The organism is Ensifer sp. ENS07, from assembly GCF_014852185.1.
GTDB classification, from domain to species: domain Bacteria; phylum Pseudomonadota; class Alphaproteobacteria; order Rhizobiales; family Rhizobiaceae; genus Ensifer; species Ensifer adhaerens.
In genome coordinates, this window is sequence record NZ_JACVBE010000015.1 from 177,827 (window position 1) to 199,156 (window position 21,330).

Annotated in this window: 20 protein-coding genes; 14 read left to right on the top strand and 6 right to left on the bottom strand. The window is 58.8% G+C overall.

Going from position 1 to position 21,330, the window contains the following annotated elements; genetic code table 11:
* Positions 1 to 83: 83 nt before the first annotated feature.
* From IB277_RS31760 to IB277_RS31785, 6 genes are all read left to right on the top strand, one after another.
* Positions 84 to 1,229: a PspA/IM30 family protein gene (locus tag IB277_RS31760; RefSeq protein WP_244546727.1), complete on the top strand. Its 1,146-nt coding sequence runs from the start codon at positions 84 to 86 to the stop codon at positions 1,227 to 1,229.
* Between the two features lie 5 nt (positions 1,230 to 1,234).
* Positions 1,235 to 1,864 (top strand): OB-fold-containig protein, encoded by a 630-nt coding sequence (locus IB277_RS31765; RefSeq protein WP_090295287.1) that lies wholly within the window; start codon positions 1,235 to 1,237, stop codon positions 1,862 to 1,864.
* 32 nt (positions 1,865 to 1,896) lie between these two features.
* The gene (locus IB277_RS31770; protein WP_060611126.1) at positions 1,897 to 3,573 is read left to right on the top strand and encodes a flotillin family protein; all 1,677 of its coding nucleotides are present in this window, start codon (positions 1,897 to 1,899) and stop codon (positions 3,571 to 3,573) included.
* A gap of 430 nt (positions 3,574 to 4,003) precedes the next feature.
* Positions 4,004 to 5,110 (top strand): DUF937 domain-containing protein, encoded by a 1,107-nt coding sequence (locus IB277_RS31775; protein ID WP_162731864.1) that lies wholly within the window; start codon positions 4,004 to 4,006, stop codon positions 5,108 to 5,110.
* 92 nt (positions 5,111 to 5,202) lie between these two features.
* Entirely contained in the window at positions 5,203 to 5,700 is a 498-nt protein-coding gene (locus IB277_RS31780) for a hypothetical protein (protein ID WP_090295283.1), read from the top strand.
* Positions 5,701 to 6,603: 903 nt separating this feature from the next.
* Positions 6,604 to 7,143 carry a hypothetical protein gene (locus tag IB277_RS31785; RefSeq protein WP_192372590.1) on the top strand — a complete coding sequence of 180 codons (540 nt, stop codon included), beginning with the start codon at positions 6,604 to 6,606 and terminating at the stop codon, positions 7,141 to 7,143.
* Between the two features lie 243 nt (positions 7,144 to 7,386).
* On the opposite strand, the gene IB277_RS31790 is transcribed toward IB277_RS31785, so the two are convergent.
* Entirely contained in the window at positions 7,387 to 7,938 is a 552-nt protein-coding gene (locus IB277_RS31790; protein WP_192372592.1) for a recombinase family protein, read from the bottom strand.
* A gap of 298 nt (positions 7,939 to 8,236) precedes the next feature.
* On the opposite strand from IB277_RS31790, the gene IB277_RS31795 reads away from it, so the two are divergent.
* Positions 8,237 to 8,629, top strand: coding sequence for a helix-turn-helix transcriptional regulator (locus IB277_RS31795; RefSeq protein WP_192372594.1), 393 nt, complete (start codon positions 8,237 to 8,239; stop codon positions 8,627 to 8,629).
* Between the two features lie 16 nt (positions 8,630 to 8,645).
* Positions 8,646 to 9,122, top strand: coding sequence for a hypothetical protein (locus IB277_RS31800; protein ID WP_192372595.1), 477 nt, complete (start codon positions 8,646 to 8,648; stop codon positions 9,120 to 9,122).
* Between the two features lie 97 nt (positions 9,123 to 9,219).
* Here the strand turns inward: IB277_RS31800 and IB277_RS31805 are convergent, their stop codons facing one another.
* The 5 genes from IB277_RS31805 to IB277_RS31825 all read right to left on the bottom strand — a co-directional run bounded on the left by IB277_RS31805 (position 9,220) and on the right by IB277_RS31825 (position 15,514).
* Positions 9,220 to 11,865 (bottom strand): 3'-5' exonuclease, encoded by a 2,646-nt coding sequence (locus IB277_RS31805; RefSeq protein ID WP_192372597.1) that lies wholly within the window; start codon positions 11,863 to 11,865, stop codon positions 9,220 to 9,222.
* Positions 11,866 to 11,931: 66 nt separating this feature from the next.
* Complete coding sequence (locus IB277_RS31810; RefSeq protein WP_192372599.1) at positions 11,932 to 12,696, bottom strand: hypothetical protein; 765 nt, start codon at positions 12,694 to 12,696, stop codon at positions 11,932 to 11,934.
* 1 nt (position 12,697) lies between these two features.
* The gene (locus IB277_RS31815; RefSeq protein ID WP_192372601.1) at positions 12,698 to 13,468 is read right to left on the bottom strand and encodes a hypothetical protein; all 771 of its coding nucleotides are present in this window, start codon (positions 13,466 to 13,468) and stop codon (positions 12,698 to 12,700) included.
* The gene (locus IB277_RS31820; protein ID WP_192372603.1) at positions 13,468 to 15,282 is read right to left on the bottom strand and encodes a hypothetical protein; all 1,815 of its coding nucleotides are present in this window, start codon (positions 15,280 to 15,282) and stop codon (positions 13,468 to 13,470) included. Before IB277_RS31820 ends, IB277_RS31815 begins: the two co-directional genes overlap by 1 nt.
* A gap of 1 nt (position 15,283) precedes the next feature.
* On the bottom strand, positions 15,284 to 15,514 hold the full coding sequence (locus IB277_RS31825; RefSeq protein ID WP_192372605.1) for a hypothetical protein: 231 nt from the start codon (positions 15,512 to 15,514) through the stop codon (positions 15,284 to 15,286).
* Positions 15,515 to 16,091: 577 nt separating this feature from the next.
* On the opposite strand from IB277_RS31825, the gene IB277_RS31830 reads away from it, so the two are divergent.
* The 6 genes from IB277_RS31830 (at position 16,092) to IB277_RS31855 (ending at position 21,288) form a co-directional block, all read left to right on the top strand.
* Positions 16,092 to 16,349, top strand: coding sequence for a hypothetical protein (locus IB277_RS31830; RefSeq protein WP_192372606.1), 258 nt, complete (start codon positions 16,092 to 16,094; stop codon positions 16,347 to 16,349).
* A 3-nt stretch (positions 16,350 to 16,352) separates the two neighbouring features.
* Complete coding sequence (locus IB277_RS31835; protein ID WP_192372608.1) at positions 16,353 to 17,504, top strand: hypothetical protein; 1,152 nt, start codon at positions 16,353 to 16,355, stop codon at positions 17,502 to 17,504.
* Positions 17,501 to 18,202: a hypothetical protein gene (locus tag IB277_RS31840; protein WP_192372610.1), complete on the top strand. Its 702-nt coding sequence runs from the start codon at positions 17,501 to 17,503 to the stop codon at positions 18,200 to 18,202. Before IB277_RS31835 ends, IB277_RS31840 begins: the two co-directional genes overlap by 4 nt.
* Positions 18,199 to 20,163 carry a DotA/TraY family protein gene (locus tag IB277_RS31845; RefSeq protein WP_192372612.1) on the top strand — a complete coding sequence of 655 codons (1,965 nt, stop codon included), beginning with the start codon at positions 18,199 to 18,201 and terminating at the stop codon, positions 20,161 to 20,163. The genes IB277_RS31840 and IB277_RS31845 overlap by 4 nt, the downstream gene beginning before the upstream one ends.
* Entirely contained in the window at positions 20,160 to 20,333 is a 174-nt protein-coding gene (locus IB277_RS31850; RefSeq protein ID WP_192372614.1) for a hypothetical protein, read from the top strand. Before IB277_RS31845 ends, IB277_RS31850 begins: the two co-directional genes overlap by 4 nt.
* A 361-nt stretch (positions 20,334 to 20,694) precedes the next feature.
* Entirely contained in the window at positions 20,695 to 21,288 is a 594-nt protein-coding gene (locus IB277_RS31855; protein ID WP_192372616.1) for a hypothetical protein, read from the top strand.
* Positions 21,289 to 21,330 lie beyond the last annotated feature (42 nt).

Here is a 21,330-nt window from a genome sequence, read left to right on the forward strand (position 1 = left end):
CGCGCGACCGTTGCGCGCGTTCAGCAGAAGAAAATTGCAACTTAAACCTGAGCCAATCCTTGAAAGCACGAAAGTGGTGCTTTATGTTATTGCTCATGGCTCAGGGCAACCACACGTCGATCTTGTACTACGATCTCGCGCCGGACGCGGAGGCCAGACGTGCGCTGGAAGAAACCTTCGTTGCCTACGGCGACATGCTGGCGATGCTCGATGAACTCGCCGGCGAAAAGGCGGGCGCCAATCTCGTAACGTTGCATGAACTTGCCTACGAAACGGTCCGGGAGCGCACCGGGCTTCCGGCGCGCATGGTCACGCTTGGACTGCGTGACTTCGCGGCAAACCGCGGACAGCAGGCCAATGCCGAAAGGCTGCCGCTGGACGACAAGCTTTTCGCAATCAAGGGACCGTCGGATCTGACCGTCGCCACCGTGCGTGGTCGCGTCGCGATCCCATACGACGTCGCCGGCTATTCGCCGGGCACTCTGAATATCTTCGCCGCCCAGCTCGTTGCACAGAAAGGCGGCTATCAGATCCACATTGGCGTCACCACGCATTCCGACCGAACGGAGAAGAAAATGATGACGAATGAAGGCATCCTATCCCGTATGGGCCGCTTGATCGCCGGTCTCGCCAATGCCGCCGTCGACAAGGCGGAAGGCAGCAACAAGATCGTGATCGTCGAACAGGCGCTCCGCGAAATCGACGCGGCCGCCGAAGAGGCCCGGGTCGATATCGGCCAGGCACGCGCCGAGGAGTATCGCATCCTCAGCCGCCGCGACGAAATCGGGGCCGATCTCGAAAAGCTGGACGAAAAGATCAGCACCGCCATCTCTGCCGCCCGGGAAGACCTTGCCAAGGCCGGCGTCGCCCGCCAGATCGACCTGGAATCGCAGCTGGCCGCGCTGGACAAGGCGCTCGCCGGCGCCCGCACCGATCTCGAAGAGGGCCAGCAGGCGCTGCAGGCGGTGCTTGCCACCCGCCGCGAGGCCGAGGCGCGGCTCGCCGATCTCAAGCGCAGCATCGCCCAGTTCCCCGAGAGCAAGGTTTCGGGCCTGGCGAAGCCCAGCCCGGTGGACGGTGCCGCCCGCGCCGCTGCCGCCGTCTCCCGCGCCACGGGCGTACCGGGCGGAGAACACGGCAACAGCGCCGAGCTGGACGAACTCGACCGCCTGCATCGCGATCGGGCGATCGAGGCGAGACTGGCCGCACTCAAGGCAAAGCAGCACTGACGCCGATGCTGTTCTTCCTCGCCCCGGAATCCCTACCCTTCGCGGTTGCGGCGGTGATGTTGGCCGCCTTCACCGGCATCGAGCTCCTCTGCCTGCTGCTCGGCTTCTCACTGGGCGAGGCGATCGACAAGGCCTGGCTGGACGACCACAGCGCATTGGGCGGGCTGATGTCCTGGTTCAATGTCGGCGGCGTACCGCTGCTCGTGCTGCTGATGCTTTTCCTCGGCCTCTTCGCGATGATCGGTTTTGTCATCCAGGCGGTGGCCGGGGCCCTGTGGGCGCCGCTGCCTGCCCTTGTCGCGGCGCTACCGGCACTCGCCGTCTCGCTGCCCGCAGTTCGGATGTCGACCCGATGGGTGGCAAAGATCGTGCCGCGTGACGAAAGCTATGCCGTCGATCTCGGCGATTTCGTCGGCCGCAGCGGCGAAGTCACCGTCGGCCCACTGGACCAGGGCCTGCCGGGACGCATCCGCCTCAAGGATCGCCACGGCAACTGGCATGTGCTGCGCGCGCGCGCCGCCCGCAACGAGCAACCGATCGCCATCGGCGCGCAGGTGCTCGTCGTCGACCGCGTTTCCAACATTTTCATTGCGATATCGGCGCCGGCAGAGCTGCTGACGCCGCCCAATCCTTAAAATTCCACGTCTTAAAGTCTCACGGAGCAACCATGTTTTATGAACTCTTGGTGCCGGCCGGCATCGGCATCGTCCTGATCCTCGGCATCGGCTTTGTTCTTGCATCGCTCTATACCCGCTCGAGCCGCGACGAAGCCTATGTGCGCACGGGCCTTGGCGGCCAGAAGGTGGTCCTCGACGGCGGCTCCATCGTGCTGCCGATCTTCCACTCGATCGCCCGCGTCAACCTGAAGACGCTGCGCCTTGAAGTCCGTCGTGGCGAAGGCGACGCGCTGATCACCAAGGACCGCATGCGCGTCGATATCGGCGCGGAATTCTATGTGCGCGTGAAGCCCGACGCTTCCTCGATCGCGCTTGCAGCCCAGACACTCGGCGACCGTACCAACGATGCCGAACAGCTGCGCGTGCTGATCGAGGCCAAGTTCGTAGACGGTCTGCGCTCGGTCGCCGCCACCATGAGCCTCGACGCGCTGCAGGAACAGCGCATGGATTTCGTCAAGGCGGTGCAGGAAGCGGTCGGCGCCGACCTGCAGTCGAACGGTCTCGAACTCGAATCCGTTTCGCTGACCCGTCTCGACCAGACGGATATCAAGCACTTCAACGCCAACAACTTCTTCGACGCGCATGGTCTTGCGGCGCTGACCCGCATTACCGAGGGCCGCAAGAAGGAGCGCAACGAGATCGTGCGCGATACCGAAGTCGCGATCGCCCAGAAGGATCTGGAAGCCCGCCAGCAATCGCTGACGATCGAGCGCACCAAGCGCGAGGCGGAGCTGAACCAGGAACGCGACATCGCCAACAAGTCGGCCGCCACCCGCGCCGAAACCGCGCAGCAGGAACAGGCGGCCAAGCGCGCCGAGGAAGAAGCTCGCATCGCCGCCGAGCAGGCGATCGCCGAACGCGAGGCGCTTGCCAAGCAGGCGCGTGAAAGCGCCAACATCGACGCCACCCGCGCCGTGCAGCAGCGCGACACGGAAGCCCGCCGCGACCTGCAGATCGTTTCGCAGGAAAGCGCCATCGCGGTTGCCAACAAGAGCCGGGAAGAGTCCGAGGCGAAGGCCCAGGCTGAAACCGCCCGTGCGCTCGCCATTGCCGCGGAAGAAAAGGTGGAAACCGCAAAGGCCGTGGAAATCGCTGAACGCGAACGCCAGATCGCCGTCATCGACGCCCGCAAGAACGCCGAAACCGAAGCGACCGCCGTGACCGTCGGCGCCGAAGCCGAAAAGCAGGCGGCCCTCGACCAGGCCGATGCGATCAAGACGCTGGCCACCGCCGAGGCCGACGCCGCGATCATCAAGGCGAAGGGCGTGCTCGAAACCGGCAAGGCCGCAGCCGAGAGCGAGGCGCTGCTCAACGAAGCCCGCAACAAGCTGAGCTCCGCCATCATTGAATTCGAGATCCTGCGCGAACGCATCCGCATCATTCCCGAAGCGCTGGCAGAAGCGGTCAAGCCGATCGAGAAGATCTCCGACATCCGCATCTTCGACACCGGCGGCATGCTCGGCCGCAACGGCGGCGGCGACGGTGCTGCAAACGGCATCGGCCTTGGCGACGGGTTGGCGGGCCAGCTCCTGTCCTACCAGGCCAACAAGCCGATCGTCGACCAACTGCTGAAGGAAGCCGGCTTCAACGGTGAAAATGCCATCTCGTCGCTGCTCGGCAACCTGCAGGCGGCACCGCCGCCGGCGGAGAAATCGCCGAAGAAGTAACGCGAAACCGACGGGATCCCTGGCCTCGCGGCCGGGGATCAGACTATGGGTGCGGGCATCAGGTCAGGCCGGCCCGCGCGTGACCGCAAGCATCCTGCGGCGCTGTCGTCGCGACCCTTAAACCGGCCCTGCGGCCGACGGTCCGCCTTCTTCCCTCCTGCCTCGGCTGCCGGGTCACGGGCCGCTCAACATGCTGGCGCACTAGCGCGCGTGTTCAATGCGCCACGTTCTGCCGTTTCCGCAAGTTGCCGAGAACTGGCCATTTACATCCACAAGTGCTAATATTTTTGGGCCGAAGGTTCCAGAGGAACCCGCCTCGCGGCCGACAATCAGATAAACGCGAATTGCTTGCAGCCAATTGCCGCGCCGTCGGACGACCGCTCCATGAGCGCCGTCGATGTCCGACGACATCAACGTGGAGGAAAAGCCAATGGCCAGCAATCTTGTTTCGTATATCGCGCAGATGCTTACCCCTGACATGATCGCACGCATCGCTTCGGCGCTCGGGCTCGACAGCAGCAAGGTGCAGGGCGCCGTCAGCGCCGCCATTCCCGCGGTGCTGGCGGGACTGACGGGTGTCGCCGCGCAACCGGGCGGGGCGCAGAAGATCGCCGATACCGCCAGTCAACAGGGCGGATCGCTCGACAGTCTCATCGGGATGCTTCAGGGAGGCGATCAGGCGACGCTTAGCCAGAACGGGTCACAGATCATTTCGTCAATCTTCGGGGCAAAGGACGGCAGTGCGCTTGCGAACGCCATCGGCGGGATCTCCGGCATGGACCCGCGGGCGAGCGGTTCGTTGCTGGCGACGCTTGCTCCCCTCGTGCTGGGTGGCCTTGCCCGGCAGAGCGGCGGCGATCTCAGCGCCAATGGCATCGCCGGACTGCTCGCGAGCCAGAAGGACAACATCGCGGCCGCCCTGCCCTCCGGCGCAAGAGAACTGCTTGGCGGAACAGGCTTGCTCGGCGGGCTCGGCGCTTCGGCACAGTCTGCCGCGGCCTCGGCGAGCCAGGTCGCCCGCAGCGCCGCGACAGCGGCTTCGTCCGTCGGTGGAGCCGGTCAGCGCGCAGCCGAGGCGGCGACGCCGTCCGGGTCGCGCAACTGGCTCTACTGGGTGATTGCCGTACTCGCGCTTGCAGCCGTGCTCTTCTATCTGTTCGGCAGACCGAGCGGAGAGGTCGCGCCACAGGCTGGTACGGCGGGGCAAAGCTTGACGGTCGGCGGGGTCGACATCGGCCGGCAGGTCCAGGACAGCATGGCGAGCCTGCAGACAACGCTGACCGGTGTCACGGACGCCGCCTCGGCCACGGCCGCCCTGCCGAAACTGGAGGAGATTTCAGCCGGGCTCGACAAAGTCACGGGCGCCACCGGGCAACTGTCTGCCGAACAGAAGGCAGCCCTTTCCGCGCTCGTCGGGCCGATGATGCCAACACTCAACGGGCTTTTCGACAAGGTGCTTGCGATACCCGGCGCTTCCGACATCGTGAAACCCGCAATCGATGCATTGAAGACCAAGCTCGCCTCACTGGCGACCTGAAGAACCAGCCCCAGCATGAGCTGCCGGCCCTGCATTCCGCACGGACCGTTGGCGATTGTCATCGACGAAACCGGATAGGAAGGAAGACGGCCATGGCCGACAAATCGACATTCACCCCGGAAGAATGGACGCTGCTCCTGGAGAGCGTGATGATGGCCGGCATTGCCGTGACGGCCGCGGAGCCGAGCGGCCTCTGGGGGATGATGAAGGAAGGCATCGCCAACAGCAGCGCACTTCTGCAGGCAAAAGCCGATGCCGCAGCAAGCCCGCTCGTCAAGGCGCTGGTCGCCGACTTCGAAACCTCGGAGGGCCGGACCGCCGCTCGCGATGGGCTGCAGACGAAACTCAAGGGTGCCAAGCCGGAGGACATGAAGGCCAGATGCATTGAAACGCTGAATCAGGCCCGGACACTCGTCGAGACCAAGGCGCAGGGTGATGTCGCAGCCTTCAGCACATGGCTATACCAGATCAGCCAGAAGGTGGCGGAAGCCGCCAAGGAAGGCGGCTTCCTGGGCTTCGGCGGCGTCGCTGTCAGCGATGCGGAGAAGGCCACCTTGTCGGAAATTTCCGCGGCGCTGAAAATCGCCTAGCGCAGCTGCGTTTCGCCGCGGAAGCACGAACGTGCCGTCAGCCCGGCCGCCGACGCCCTTGCCCGGTTCGCAACGGCATCGATGGCTATAGTTCGGCAAACCGCAATCGCTGGCGACAACGCCGCGACAGCGTTGTCAGATGGGTCACCCTTTGACGCGGCGCACGACCCGCGATCGCCATATCAGGGCTATCGAGCCTGCTGGCGATTTTGTTTCCTGGACGCCGAAGTCGAGTTGATAGAGACGCGCGTTTAAACAACGAACCCCGGAAGCTTCCGTGAACCGCCCTGGATCGGGCTGCTTCGCATAGCACATGGTGGTGAGATAGATTATGGCGGAGAGGGTGGGACTCCCGCCTACCTCGCCAAAAAACCCAGAAAACAAGGGATTTCAGGACGCCGCATTGGTCTCGTGTGTACCAATGTTGTGCACGGCGTTCTAACGGTCGAATGCACTGAATGTCAACGTATTTGATGATAGCTGGGCGCAACTACTCAACGAGGCGCTCAAATCATGCAGTATTATGTAGATCAGCTATTTAATGACGTGGGGGATAGCCTTGGATGGTTCGTATTCCATCCAAATGGAGACATTTTCTCCAGCCACGTCAGTGACACGGAAGCGCACAGCGCGGTTAGTTCGCTAAATAGAGGCGAAGCAGTGCCCGCACCCGTGGCGGGTGAGGTTCACGTGACTTACCAACTGTTCGACGCTGATGAGTGTATAGGTAGCGCAAGTTTCGACGCATACGGCAACTTCATTCCCGGGACGTATCGGAAGGCCGCGTCGTTGGACGCAAAGTCCCCCAAACCACCTATCTGAGAAGGGCCGAGTCAAGCGTTCGGACTTCCTTGCGCAGGTCGGAGAGCCGATCACTGCCGAAGGTCTAATGGAGGGATGAGCATGCGGGAAATCGACGGCATCAAAGAAGCGATGGCGATACTACAGCCGCACTGGGAAGAGATCGAGAACGATTTTGACCGTCACAATCAACGCTATCTCGAACTGGCGTCGACTGATCACGAGGCAGTCGGCCGCGTGCTGCGGGCACATTTGATTGTCGAGAATTTCATGAACAGCTTCCTGCCGACATACTTCGGGATTGAGGACTACGACGAGCTGCGGCTATCGTTCGCCCAGAAGGCGAAACTGCTTCCGTCCACCAAATCCAGCGCGGCGTTCGTGCGCTCGGGCATCATCCAGCTCAACTCCGTCCGGAACAAGTATGGTCATCGCCTGAATCACACTGTCGAGTTTCACGAAATCGAAGCCATCCTCGAAGTCCTGTCGGTCGCAAGGACTGGTGCGAATTTTGAGACGCCAATAGAAGCTATCGAAGCCTTCGCGCCTGTGGCCTGCGCCTTCCTATCTGTCCCGCCGGCACATCTGCAGGAAGCGTTCATGGAAGCCTTCAGCCATCTTCATTCCTACTCGCCAGAGTAGGCGCACAACGTTTTTGGCTCCGTTCGAGGACGCGCAGGATTTCGGCATTCTTCCGCCACCCCGGCTCGACGGAGACGACGTTTATGCTCCTGCCGTGGCTGCGCCTCGATCCCTGGAAAGACTGATTGCCACCGCCAGCGCATGGATGGCGATAGGGGTCTCGATCTCGGATGAAGATATCGAGGGCGGTCCCGAGCTGAGCTCTTGCGATGCCGCTCTTGAAGCTCAAAGTTGTCTTCCCTGTCAGGCTGCGAGCGCACGATAGAGGGTGGCCCTATGGACACCGAGCAAACGGGCAATAGCGGCAACGGGTTTTCCTTCGCGCTCGATCAATTCCCGAGCATGGGCAATCTGTTCCAGAGTGAGCGACGACGGTGGCCCGAACCTGACGCCTCGTGCCTTCGCGGCTGCGCGGCCAGAGCTGGTCCGCTCAAGGATCAGGCTCCGTTCGAAGTCCGCAATTCCTGCGAAGACGGTCAGGATCATCTTGCCTGCAGGGCTGGTTGTATCTGCCCATGGTTCGGCCAGTGACCGGAGGCCGGCTCCTGCGTCCTTGATCCGTTCAGTGATGCCGAGGAGATCGCTCGTCGATCGTGCGAGGCGATCGAGCCGCGTTACTACGATGACATCGCCGGGTCGAAGGTGATCAAGCATCCTACCGAGTTCCGGGCGGTCCTTCCTTGCGCCAGAAACCTTCTCCTCGAACACGCGGTTGCAGGCAGCTTCGGTCAAAGCCGACCTCTGTTGAGTGAGGTCTTGACCCTGCGTCGAAACGCGAGCGTATCCGATGTTCATAATGGCTCCCTTTGTCGCAAATCATGTCGCGCATATTCTACTACTTGCGACAGACTTGTGCGACACGCCGGCGGCCCGACCTCCCAGAAAGAGATGCATTGTCGCACAACTTAGGAGTTAAGCGACAGGTCCGACAGTGACGCATCACAATCAGACGCCCTTTTCCACGCCATTACAAATCGATCCCCGCCGAAATCGAAGAGTCATCACTGTTATTCAGTGAACATCAGTTGACAACATTACCTTACTCCATTAACTTGGCTTCAAGATGTGATGAGCCAAGCATGGGGAGCGGCTAATGGCCACTTTTGATCCTACGAAATACCAGCAATCCCCCAACGGACCTCTTACGCCGCAGACGATTCAACGCCTTGTGGCCCTGAAGGAGAGGAGCGGAATGGCGTACGCCACGCTGGGTAGCAAACTTGGCATCAGTGGAACATTTTTACATAATCTGATGAACAAAGATGCAAACATTGGCACTCAGCATATTGAACGGATAGCAAATGCCATCGATCTCCTGGAAAACCCAGATCAAGCCGCCGAGGCTCCCGCAAACGCCGTGGGCACGCTCCAGCACAGTTTCCATCTTCGGCCTGGCCTTCAGGTCACGATCGAACTGCCCGACGATCTTACAGAACGCGAAGCCGACCGATTGGCTCGCTTTGTACAGTCTCTCCCTGTCGCCTGATCAGAAAGGAAGAACCATGACCAACCCTGCCGCCGAACGTGTTCTGAAGATGATCGAGACGTGTGTTGATCCAAAGAGCCTCAGGCAAATCGCTGCAAATGCCCGTCAAAAAGGTGAAATGGCCGTGGCACGCGTAGCTGATCTACGTCTCTATGAAATCCTTCCTTCGGAAAAACCGGGCTCGTTCGAGCACGACGTTTGGCGAAGCATCCACGCATTGGAGGGCACACTCACGAACGAACGTGGGAAGACAACGCGCTTGGGACGAACACGCCAAAAGATAGCGCGAGTGGGCGAGCTGGAGACGGTCAAGTCCTTGATCGTTGGCGCGAAAAAGCCCTCGGAGGGTTTCTCCATGCTGATTGAGCGCCAGATGCCCGAACTGACTTTCGAGGCTGTAGCCCTCCGGCACCCGGATAGGTTCGACGATACGATGCTGAACTCCGCAGCAGTAAGGTTGCGATCGGTTGGAATTGAAGTCGATCGACCCTGAAAGCAAACAGGTCACTCGGCGAAATTCCACAAAAGCTATCGCATATTGCGACATAACCTGTGACGCAGCGGAGGTGCGCGACAAGTCACAACGATCATCACGGCATCGACACGACCTTTCGTATCTCAGCCGCCACGTTCGGACCAAACTGCGCGTCGTGGCGGCGGCTTTCGTTGAGATCAACCATGACCGAGGCCATGTTCGGCCATTTCAATCGCCGACCTCCGCCAGCTGCGCGTAGGCCCTTGCCGTCCACCAGGTCAATCAGTTTATCTTGCGCTTCCGGTGACAAAGAGAGCGCATTCGCAGTGTACAAGAATTGCAGGCCCGTCAGCTTGCCAATACCGTCAATGTCCCTATCAGGCTCGAATTCCGGCAGAACCTCGGGGGCACCTTGAAGAAGGTCCAAGTTTAACACTTCGAATTCGCTCCACAGGCCGGTTCCGATCGTATCTGTTACATCAGTAATCCATGGACTGGCCTGGTTGTGAAAAGACAGTATCAGCTCCCGCTTCGCCCGCGTCATCGCCACGTACAATTTGCACGAAGCACGATATGTTTCCTCTTCAGGGACGTCGTGCGCGGGTAGGACACCATGTCTGCAATTCAGAATAATCAGGACATCGAACTCGTAACCCTTGGTCTGTTCGAGATCACAAAACACGAGGGAGTCCGCACTGGGATCGTACCCACCATCCAACGCAGTGACACCACATTTGTCTGCGAAAGATGTCACGTCTCGCCCCGAGAAACCCGCGAAGGCTACGCAGACGGTTTTTGCGCCGGCCTGCATTGCAGATGTCGCGTATGTCCGCGCGTAAGCAATTTCTTCCTCCAGGGTTGAAGCTGCCAGCGCCATTGGCACCGAGCCGCTGAAGTTTGCAAACTTGGGGTCCAATATTTCCAAATCATCGCTATCGAACATGTCGTCGTGCAAATTATTGCTCAATACCTCGTACGCAGCCTTCAAAATCTCACGACTGTTCCTGTAGTTTTTCTGGATACGCTCCCGTGACACATTTCCGAAACCTGCGTCTGACAGGGAGCGGTGCTTCGGAAGGATAGTCTGAGCAATGTCGCCACACAGGAATACGTCGTTCGGTCCGACAGGGACGAGTTTGCGAATGACCCTCAGTTCAGTGGTGCCAAAGTCCTGAGCCTCGTCTACTAATATGTTCGTGTAGGCAGGGTTGATTGCATCGATGTGCCGCGTCAGAGCCGATGTCAGGCCGAGGTAATCAATGACTCCAACGTCCGTCATTTTTTTCTCCCACCCATCCAGCCCCTTCAGAATATCCAAACGACGTTCTGCCGCGATGGGAAACTTCCGTCCTTTGCGCTCGATATCAAGATAAGGGGACCTCGCATCCGACGGAATAGCACTGCGAATCCAGTCAAACTCCTCTCGAAGATACGTTTCTCCGCTAACACTACGTGTCGTCATGGATTTGTGAAGCGGTAGCAGCACCTTCGCCGAGTCGTTGTTCAACCATTGGCGATAGTACTCGCGAAATACGAGGTCTACGTGCTCTCCGGATTTCCAAGTCACATCCACATAGTGTCGGTTGTTGTGGGGTTCAAAATCCTGCAACAGACGCTGGGCGAGTTGGAAAAATGAAGTGACCTCTATCCTGTCCCGTACCGCTTTGTTGGTGCATGCCGCCTCAACTAGCTGGCTTAGCAGACCAGCGAGGCTTCGATTCAGGGTGAGTACAAGTACCTTGGAGCCGTCGTGTTCCGCTAGCCGAAGTGCACGTCTGACAGCAACGCAGGTTTTGCCTGCCCCTGATACACCGGATAGCTGTGAGGCACCTGCATAATCGGCATTGACGACTTTCTCCTGCTCCGGGTGTAGATACAAAAACCATTCCTGCCAGCTGGAACGTTTTTCGAACGCAGCAAGCCAAGCTTCATATTCAGCAGACCCGAGGCGTAGGCGGCGTATATCTTCACCATCCTCCACTTCAAGCATTTCGACGTCACTGACATCCTCGAGCAGCCCGATACGACCCATACTAAGGTCGACGTGCGCCTGCGCACCGTCGTAGTTTCCTGCTAGAAGCAAGTTGAATACTGAATGTATCAACTCTGTTTTCTCAACTGGTATGTCTGGCAGAAGTGCTTCGAGTTCACAGGTTGTGGAGCGCGCATCCAAAGCTTCCAGCTTTCTGGCTATACTACGGCTGAGCCCGTCCAGAACATGATCCATAGCTTCGGTATCGAGCCGCTCGACAAGCGGCTTGTCGTGATGTTCAGCGCGAATCTGGTTCGCGTGAATAACGTCTCCACCAAGGCCAGGCACGAGGACAGCTCGAAGGTCCTTGACCGCCGGCTTCATTCCCTTTTGATTATTTAGCCATCTGTCGACATCTTCGTGGTCGCCGACAAAAAGGAACAGGCATGTTTTTTCGGTCTGTTGAGTAACAAGACGCCATCCATCGCCTAGATCATACTTTACAGCGTTTTCAATACGGGTTTCGCCATGATTGGTAACAGGAAGGCCCAAGAAGGGATTTGCCTCGCGCAGACTACCTAGAACAGCTCTGACTTTAAGAGCCTTTTTTTGCGGCTGGCCGCCGCTAAGGAAAGTTCGGCTAAGTGACTCGTCAAATCTCTTCGTCGTGAAATAGGTAATATTTCCAGGAATGCCTATTCCATTGGCAATGTTTGATGCAATATTCACGCGTCCTCCCAGCAAGATGAATGCTTCAATACGGTCTTGAACAAAGTCCGCTGTCGACAAGAAATATTCTTTTCAACCTTAGCCAATCCTCTCAGAAAAGGGGATTCTCTTGAAAACTTTGCTGCGTTATTCAGCGGCGGCCGCCAGCGTCGGCGTTAGGGTTGCCGTCAAGGCCTTCTTCCATTTTCCGAACTCTTTGGGAAGAATGGCTATAAACTGATCCGGCGACATAACCTCGGGGTCGAAAGTCAGATCAAGCTGGCGTACAACTTTTCCGAATCGAAGAGCGGCACCTGGTCCAGCTCCGGCTACACCCTTTCTTGGTCTTTGGCTCAAGGGGTCGAGATAGAGCTTGTTTGCAGCACGTATAATCGGCTTGCTGCCCAGAACACGTTGCCGGCCTCCAAATTGTTCAAGGATTTCGCCGTGAACGCTCAAGGGATGAGAGACTTCCCGGGGTCGGATGAGCATGAATTTCGCGTCATCACCATGATCGCGAACAAGCTGCCACGGTGTCCTGACGAGGTGGCGATAGTAGGTCTGGAAGTTGCCAGTGAGGATATATCGATACTGCTTGTCAAGTTTCCTGCCTCCTGCTGCATTTGGGGGGCAAAGGAGATCGAACCACAAAAGTGCCAAGGATGACCAAAGATTTATGTCGCCAGAAATTGTCCGACCATTGAGGCTCTTGAGCAATTCAACGAGATACCATCCAAAATCCAAGCGGTCGCTGAAATTGGTTCGCTTAGGCGGGACTACGATCAGAATTTTGTCAGAAGTCTCTGGGCCGTCTAGCAAAGCCACTGGCGCAGCGCCTATCGCTCCATCGTCGAGCCACTGCTGAAACGCGGACAAGCCTTGGTCATTGAGCCTCCGAAGTTCCCAACTCATGCTATACCTCCCCCGCCTTCGCCCTTACTTTCTCAAGGAAAGTTGCACGCGATGAAAAAACCTTAACCGCCTCATCAATCCACTCCGCGCGCTCGTCCTTATCGAGTTCGAACGGACTATCCTCGATACCAAGTTCTTCGTCGCAGAACTTCAACCAGTCCCTCTTCCAATCTGTCTCGTCGTCCTCATCTGGCGGAGTTAGCAAAACGAGTTTTTCGAGAACAATGCGAAAGGCCGCCGGCATTAGCAATCCTCGGACGAGCGGATCGTTGATGATTCTGTCCTCTATTCCGGTTGCCCTGTAATTGAGGACCAAGGCGGGCGGCTCGTTTTCGTCTACTGAGACCCGCCATAACTCCGAGCCCAGATCGTGATAACGAATGGTTAGCAAGCTTCGGCGGCCGTCCCCGTCATCCTTGCTCTTTGGTCGGACGTGCGACGCCAAGGCAGCAAGGAGACCAACAACTCCGTGCGTGTCTACGACCTTCACCCGAAACTGAACATTACCGCCCACATCGATATCGTCGATTATCATCAGCGGTGGGACCGAAAGGTTGCCTACGGTCCCGCATCCGAAGCGCATCAGCGACGAACCGCGATAAGCTTCGATCGCAACCTCAGCGGTCTCGGGGAAACCAAATCCATCAAGCTTCAGTTCTGCCGTCGCACGTGGAGCCGCGCCTGGCGGGGTATCTAGCAGGCGGATATCAATCGCCTCGTGACTTATTCGCTTGCGGTTGGTGAAGTTGATACGTCGTTTTGTTGTGGCCATTACGCAGCCCTCGCATCGACAACAATGTCGCGGTTGGCATCGAAGCCAAGCCCACTTATGACGAAATCAGGCCCAGTAACGGAGGCCACAAGGCTACATGGGCCTTGCGCGACCCAGGTCGCACCCTTCGCATTTATTGCAATGTCACTTTTGGTGAGATCGAAATCGTATTTGCTATGCGCAGTAAACGGATTGCCGACCATTGTATCGTAGGCGACCCTGATTTTGATCCTTTTGGGAAAATCCCATTTTGCGGCACCAGGGCCGGCGATGATCTCAAATCCGCCCAAACAGGGTTTAATCGCAATCGCCTTCTCCCGCGGCACCACATTAACGACAGGCTTGTTAGTACGTTTTCTTGGTCCTGTTGAAGCCCTTGATGCATCGACAAGCGAAAACAGATCAATCAGCGCGTTCTGATCCTCGCGCGCGACCTGCTCTGCAATGAGCGCATGCAGCTCCCTAAGAGAGTAGCGTATTTGCTTTACAACCCCGGTCGAATGCCACCTATCCGCAAGCTTTTCGGCACTCGCAATCCAGTTAGTGTGCGCTGGATTTTCTGCATCCCCGAGGAACTCGGCGACACCTTTATCTGCAGCGACCATTGCGCCATATGCGTGGATGCCACTAAAATAGCGAACTTCTCCTGGCACCGTGATCGAGCCCCGCGCGAACAGGGCGAACGGCTTCTGCCCCTCTGGAACGGCCTGCAGAAAAAGGTCGATGTAGCTGGAAACATCGGCGGCATTGCGGGGCTTCAGACGCACCGGGACCCTAACCTGGACGAGCTTTCCATCACGGTACGCCGCTTTCATCGCTTCCAGCTGGATTGCCTGAAACATCTTTTCGGAAACGCCCCCCACTTCGAGGGACGTCGAGGCAGTTGTTGCCGGCACCCCCGCCAATTGCTTGCTAACCGCCTCGACGAAGGAAAGGGCGATTGACTGACCCTGATGACTTTTCTCGTTCTCCGCGGCAACTTTGTGAAAATTCTTCTGATCAATCAGGATCGCGCCAACCTCTACCGTCAGCTTGCCGGCGAGGATCGGAAAGTAGTAGTTTCGGAGCACCGCCTCGATGAGGGTGGCCTCTGTGATATTGGATTTCACGTAGGGTATGACGATCGACAACCCAGGCTCGAGCTGGCGCTTAACACTGGTGAGCTTTCGAAAAGCGTCAATTTCCAATGCATCCGAAACTGGAAGCTGGATACCACCTGCCCCCCGGTGCTCGAACCAAAAGCCATGGGCAGGATGGCGACTTCCTGAAATCTCGTGATTGAGAAGAACCGCTTGCCCCATCAGCAGTGGTGCAGTGTCTCCTGCTCGGGCGGTCATCCCGAAGAAACTTCGCAACTCGGAACATGATGAATATACGAGCTTGCCTAAACCCCAACGCCCTCCCGAAGCACCGCCCTTTCCAGAGCGGCCGTGCCTGCGCCAGAAGTTCCTGAAGTTGTCGTTGTCGAGCTTGCCGGTCTCCCCAGTTAGCCCTTTCGTACCAAAGTCCTCAATTAGGAGAATTTTCGCAGCCTCGGACGACAACGGCTCCAGCCTGACCCCACATACCTGGAGATGCGGACGCAGGCTATCGAAGCGTCCGCGAAGGTCCGCACTTGCGTTCGCATCAAGCCGATGGACCGAAAAGGAAACCTTCACTGGCGCTGACCCAGAGGCTGCATCAGTCGAGTTCTGGATTACTTCTCTAACCAGAGCCTCAGCCAAGCCGACCTCATCGTTATTGAACTGATCGCGTTGCGTTGGGTCCTGCTCGACAAGCGTTGCCGGAACTTCTTCGAACTGCCATTTCCCCATATTAATCCTCCCCTAGCGTAAATTCCGTCTCGCGCCCGCCGGCCTCGTCGCCGAATCGTCCGCGCGCGCCTTCGATTTCCTTCTGCAGGGCCCGAAAAATCTTCTTTACGTCCTGCTCGCTGAATACGTAGGCGCTTCTGTTGGAAAGATTTCCGATCAGCCGAATGTCCTTGATTGCTCGGTTAACCCTCGCTTCAGCAAGCTCAATAAATTTTTGGCGTCTGTCGCGCATGCATTCTCACATATTTGATTCCTTACACAGAAAGTATCCATGCTCTGCATCATTGTCAACATATGATCATCATTTCTCGTACATTTCTGAAATGTACGCGATTCGTGCGTGCAAGGCCGGAGGCAAGTCGATTTTTCGCTCGCTCAAAATAGGGCTCAAACTGGAAGATGACCCAATGCAATGTCCAACTGGCTGGGGCCAGAGAGCTCCGGGCCGCCATTGAATGACTTCATCTTGGATGATCGGTTGTCGGAGACAGACTGTTGAAAGAAGGCGCAGCCTCTAAGAGAGCCAGCCGACAAATGTTGACCTTACGTGCCAAGTGCCGTCATGTACTTGTACGTGACGCAACCGCTGGGGAATTGTGTCGCTACCTACGCTAAACTTCACAAGCCAACGCATTCATCAGTCGCAATTGTGGCCGATGCCCTAATATCGGCCCGCGTGGTACGAGCGCCAGGTTGGCGAACCCCCCTCACTAGCGCAGCTAGTGGTAGTCGGTCACTACCACTATACTTTTGCCTTCCTTTTTCTTCCGCCGGCAGGCACGATTCAGACATTGTCCTGAGTGCCACCGATGCAAGTCTATGATCGCCAGATCGCCGTCACCAACCAAGGTGACATCTTCCCCGCCAAGCTAAAAGTGATCCGCCTTCCCGGAAGCTGGTACGCAGTCATCTGGGAAAGCCCGGAGCGCTACGCCAGCTTTTCACAGGCCCCCCCGTTCGGCTCCGAAGGGTTTGAGCACGTCTCCGAGCGCGATTTCCTCGATCGCGTGCAACTCGTGGCCAGCTTCAGCCAAGGAATCGATTTCGAGTTCGAGGACGGGATATGATTCATGGCTTTCCAGTTCGTCCACCTCGAGTCTTGGTCGCGGAAAGCTGACAGCAAGGGCAGGTCGAGTCGCTTTGTTTTCGATGAGGCTGCCCGGCATCCATCCGCCTCTCTACACGTCCAGAACCCGAAGCCTCCGACGACGATCTACGGTATGGACGTCGCGAAAGTCCATGCAATGCACGATGCCGCCGTCGAAACGGCGTTGACGCCAGGGCCACGCGGCAAGCTGCGGAGAATCCGTCAGGACCAGAAAACACTTCATACCGTCGTTGCCAGCCACCCTTATACGGTCGAGGAAGTCCATGCCGAGAAATCCAAGTTGGCGGAAGTCCGTCAGTGGGAAAGGCTGACGATCGACTGGCTCAAGAAACAGTACGGCCCAGCTCTTAAATCCGTGATCCGCCATGTCGATGAAAAGCAATGGCACATCCATGCCTATGTCGTGAACAGTCGCGATCGCGAGCTCAAGGCCATCATCTATCATCCTGGCGTCATGGCCAAACGGGCGGTCAAAACAGCTGGCCGCCGGCCCGGTGAAGATGGCAAGACCCTGAACAAAAGAGCTGACATGGCATATCAGGCGGCGATGCGCGAATGGCAGGATTCATATCACGAAGCCGTTGCCATCCCTTGCGGATTGACCCGCCTCGGTCCAGCCCGCCGCCGCCTGACCCGTGCAGAGTGGCACGCCGAGCAGACTCAAGCCAACGCGCTCAAGCGGACCCTCGACAGAGCGGCTGCCGTAGAGGCGCGCGGACAAGCCTACATTGCTCGCACGAAAGCGGAAGCCGCCGCTGTCAAGACGGATGCCGAGAGGGTCCAGGCGGTGGCCGCTCGACTGCAGGGGGTTGGCGGGGCGATCCGCTCGGTTATCGACGGCATACAGGAATCCCGTATCCGCAACCAAGTCCACAGAGAGTTTGCCCGCGATCTCGCCGCCGCGAAGGCTGCTGCGGAGAAAGCAAAGGCCGATGCGGACAGGGAACGCGCATCCCGGCGCGGGGCAGAGCGCAAGGCCGCCGAACAGCGCCATGCTTTGCGCCAACAGGCTCAACGTCTGGCCGCTGCACAGCAGGAAATTCGCAATCTGTCACGGGCGCTCGCCGCCGCGCTGGACGAGCAGACACCAACACCGGGAGGGATGACGCCATGACGACGACTGGCGAAGAGATTTTTTGGCAGAATGCCACTGGCATCCTCCGCGATATCGGAATGCTCCACCTCGATCCGGCGCATGGGGCGGCGGTGGACGTCGTGCGGTGGTGCCTGCTGGTTCGCGGGCGACCGACACACAACCGGCAGAGCTTTTTGGAGACGGAGTCTCAGCAACTTCTCGCGTACCTGGAGCAGCTTGCGACGTCGGGCGACGCCGCGGGCTGGCGCACGCTGGAAGAGCGTATCCGGCTCCGTGCGGAATTGCTTCGCGAAACGGACATGCAGCCGTGCGCGAAACCGTGGCTCGCGGCGTTGTGGCACACGCTGCCGGAGTTGGCCGCCATCGGCCAGACGATCCTTGACGGGGCGGACGAACCCAGGAGCGTGGCGGATTTCGAAGTCGCGCCTGCGTCCGCCGACGCCGACGCGAATTCCGGCGGAGGCGACGGCGGCAACGGCGGCGGCGACAAAGGGAGCGCGGGGAAGGCCGGATCGGCGGGAACCACGGCGAAGCCGATGCCCCCACGAAGATTGGACCTGTCAGTTGTCCTCGTTGTCCTGACCGAGGCCGAAAAAAAGACGCTCGGGCTCGACAAGCGCAGTTCGGACGCCGACGCGAAAAAGGATGCCGCGCCCGAGGGCCCGGAGGGAACGAACGGTCCAACCGGTCCCCAAATGCCAGGAGGCCCGAAATGATCGATCTACTCGCGGAACCACCATCAACGGACATTGCATGGCGGATCGTCAATACCGTGCTTCCGAGCGAAGCGACGACGATGTACGGCCGCGTGCTTCAGGTCTTCACATCGACCCTCTTCTTCCTCGGCGGGCTCGCCGTCGCGTTCCAGACCGTGCAGGGCATTGTTGCCTCGGCCCGCACAGGTCGGGTGCTCGGCGAACGGTGGCACCAGATTTGGGTGCCCCTGCGCATTGTCCTCGGCCTCGGCCTGCTCGCCCCAATGCCAGAGACGGGATTCTCCAGCGTCCACTACATCCTCCGCGACGTTATCGCGCGGGCGGGGATCAATCTCGGCAACGACATTTCCAACACTGGCATCACCGCCGTCGTTAAGGACGGTGTCACCATAACGCCGGCGTCCTCGAACGGATCGAGCATCGCCATGATGGTGCTGCAGCACGAAGTCTGCGCGGCGGTCTACAATCAGGCCGGCAGTCTTTGGGGATGGGAGGCGCGCCTGCCCGATCCAGAGGGGGCGTTATCAGGACTGGGCGTCCCTGGATACGAAAAGCGTATCACCTGGGCTTATGGCCCGACGTGCGGCCATTTCTCGGTTAACGCCCTCGACGATCGCCCGTCATTCTCAAAGGCACGGCGCGAGGCGACAAAGTCGTTCGTGGTTGCCTTCCGGGTGGAGGCAGGTCGATATGCGCGCCTTGCCGCCGAAACCTCCGGTCTGTCCTCAGCGGGTGCGGTGGCGAATGCCGTCTCGTCTACCGCCCTGTCACCCGATCTTGTCCAGAACATCCGCTCCATGGGCGCGGCCTACGACCGCGCGTTAACGGCTGCGGCGAAGGAGGAGGCCAAAACCGTTGCGGCCGGTTCCCGCGATACGCTTCTCGATGATGCCCGTAGTCAGGGATTTCTGACGCTTGGGATGTACTGGAGAACACTGGCGCAGGTCTCCGACATCACGACGTCCATGACCAACGAGCGGCCCGAGGATACCCCGCCCCGGGCGGACGGAGATTTCGGCGAAGCGATAGAGAAGGCATTCGCCGCACTTCGGTTGCAGGTGTCGGGGGAAACCGAACGCCAAGCTTTGAGCGCCAACGATTTCGCATCGGCCGGCGACGAGACCGCCGACCTCGCAACGAAAATCATCGCGCCGATCTCCCGTTCGGTCATCGAATGGGCGGCGACCCCCGCCGACGATGGACAACCTCGCGACGAGATGGGCGCACTGATCTCCTCCGGGCATGCGATGCTGGCCGGCGTATCCGCGACCATCGCCGCAGGCGGCGTCATTGCAGGCGTCGCGGGCAACAAGGTCCTGGAATTCTTCGGGGCATCGGCAGTCAACTATTTCCTGGACTGGTCGAAGTTCGTCATCATCCCCGTGTGGATCATCGGGGCCTTGCGGGCCTACGTCATCCCGTTCATGCCATTCCTGTTCATGATCGCGTCGGGCGTTGCCCTGTTATCCGCCCTGATGGAAGCGATGATCGCCCTGCCTGTCTGGTGCCTTCGGTGGCTTAAAATGGACGGCAGCGACGAGTTCGCAGGAGACAGCGTCAGGCTCGGATTGCTTGCTGCGGTCAACATCTTTCTTCGGCCTGCACTGGCCGCTCTCGCGGTCTTCGCGGCCTATGGTGCGTTCAACCCTGTGCTCGGAATGATTGATCGTCTTTGGGCGACGGCGTTCCTCGCCCAGTCGGGCGGCCATGTCGTCGGGCTTCCAGGCTATCTGCTTCTGACCCTCATGCAGACATATATGGTCTGGTTCGTCTGCCTCAAAACCTATGGCCAGATATGGGCTCTTCCCGACCGCGTACTGAACTGGCTGGGTCAAGGCACTTCGTATGGAGAGTCAGGGCTCGTCTCCGGTGCATTCGGCGGAATGCTGGCTGTTGCCGGACGCGGCATGTTGCCCAAGACTGGTATCGGAACGCTCGTGACTGGAGGAAAATCGAAATGAAGCAACTCATGATCGGGACGGTGGGCGGACTTGCGCTGGCAGTGGCATGCGGACTGGCGGGACTGCCGCACATGTCTGCCTCGATCGTCACCTTGACCGCGTTTTGCGCGGTTCCGGCGCTTCTCGTCCTGGCGCTCGATTACCTGTCTTGCGGAAGGGTACAACGCTAAGGTGGCCAGGTATCGCCGCCGCACCCTGTCGGCAAGCTTGCCGCGAAGCGCGCACTGATGCTCCCGAGAGATGTTGTTAACGATTTCTTGCAGGTCTGTTTTTATTGCTGGATGTGCTGGCCACTGCCATGAACGGTGACCAATCATCTGATCGGAGCTGATCCGTTCGAAAAAATTGCTGGTGAGATATTGCCGTTAAGGTCTGTTTAAGACTTTCGCGATAGAAGACCCGTGTTCCGCCATCCAGGCGGCAAAAGGGGTCTGACAGATGGATTTGATCTTCTTCGAAATATGACCGGAGTCGAGTTGCCTCATTGGGGGGCAACAGATGAAAGGGGTAGACTATTCGAAGGAGCAAGGCATGGAAGCGTCCATCATCGCAGCATTTTCTGCTGCAAAGAACACCCTCACTTCGCTGAACATCGCACCGAACATCCAGCTGCTGATCCACCGCCAGGTGGATAAGGTGCACGTGATGATCGGCCAGACTGACGAAGACAAAACCCTTCTCGATCGGGTGTACGTTCGTCCCGGATGCGCAATGAATGCGATCAAGCGCGTTTCGGAGCGCCTGGGCATTTTGTTGGACGCGGACCCGGAGGAGGCAACGGCCCGTCTCGAAGACGAAGTGCCGCGCCAAGAGACTGATGAGTCTCACGGAGAGGCAATGGTGTTGCCCCTCGTGGAGTCGACTGAACCAGCCCCCCAGGTTGCGTATCTGGCTTCTGTAGGTGGCTCCATCTGGCGTCCGGTGACCAAGATCGTCAAGCAGGAGTCCGAATTTGGCAGCGGCGATGCTGCCATCCTGGTGTCCGTGTATCCTCCGGCGGACAACCACTGCGATGTTGAGGTCGAATGGGAGGGGCGCATCCTGAAATACAGCATCGAAGGGGAGCGTGAGGCGAAAATGTATGGCCGTAAGGTTGCCGAACTCATCCTCGACGGGATCGCGTGAATCACCAATTGCACAAGGGAGCGGCGATCGCGCCGCTCTCTC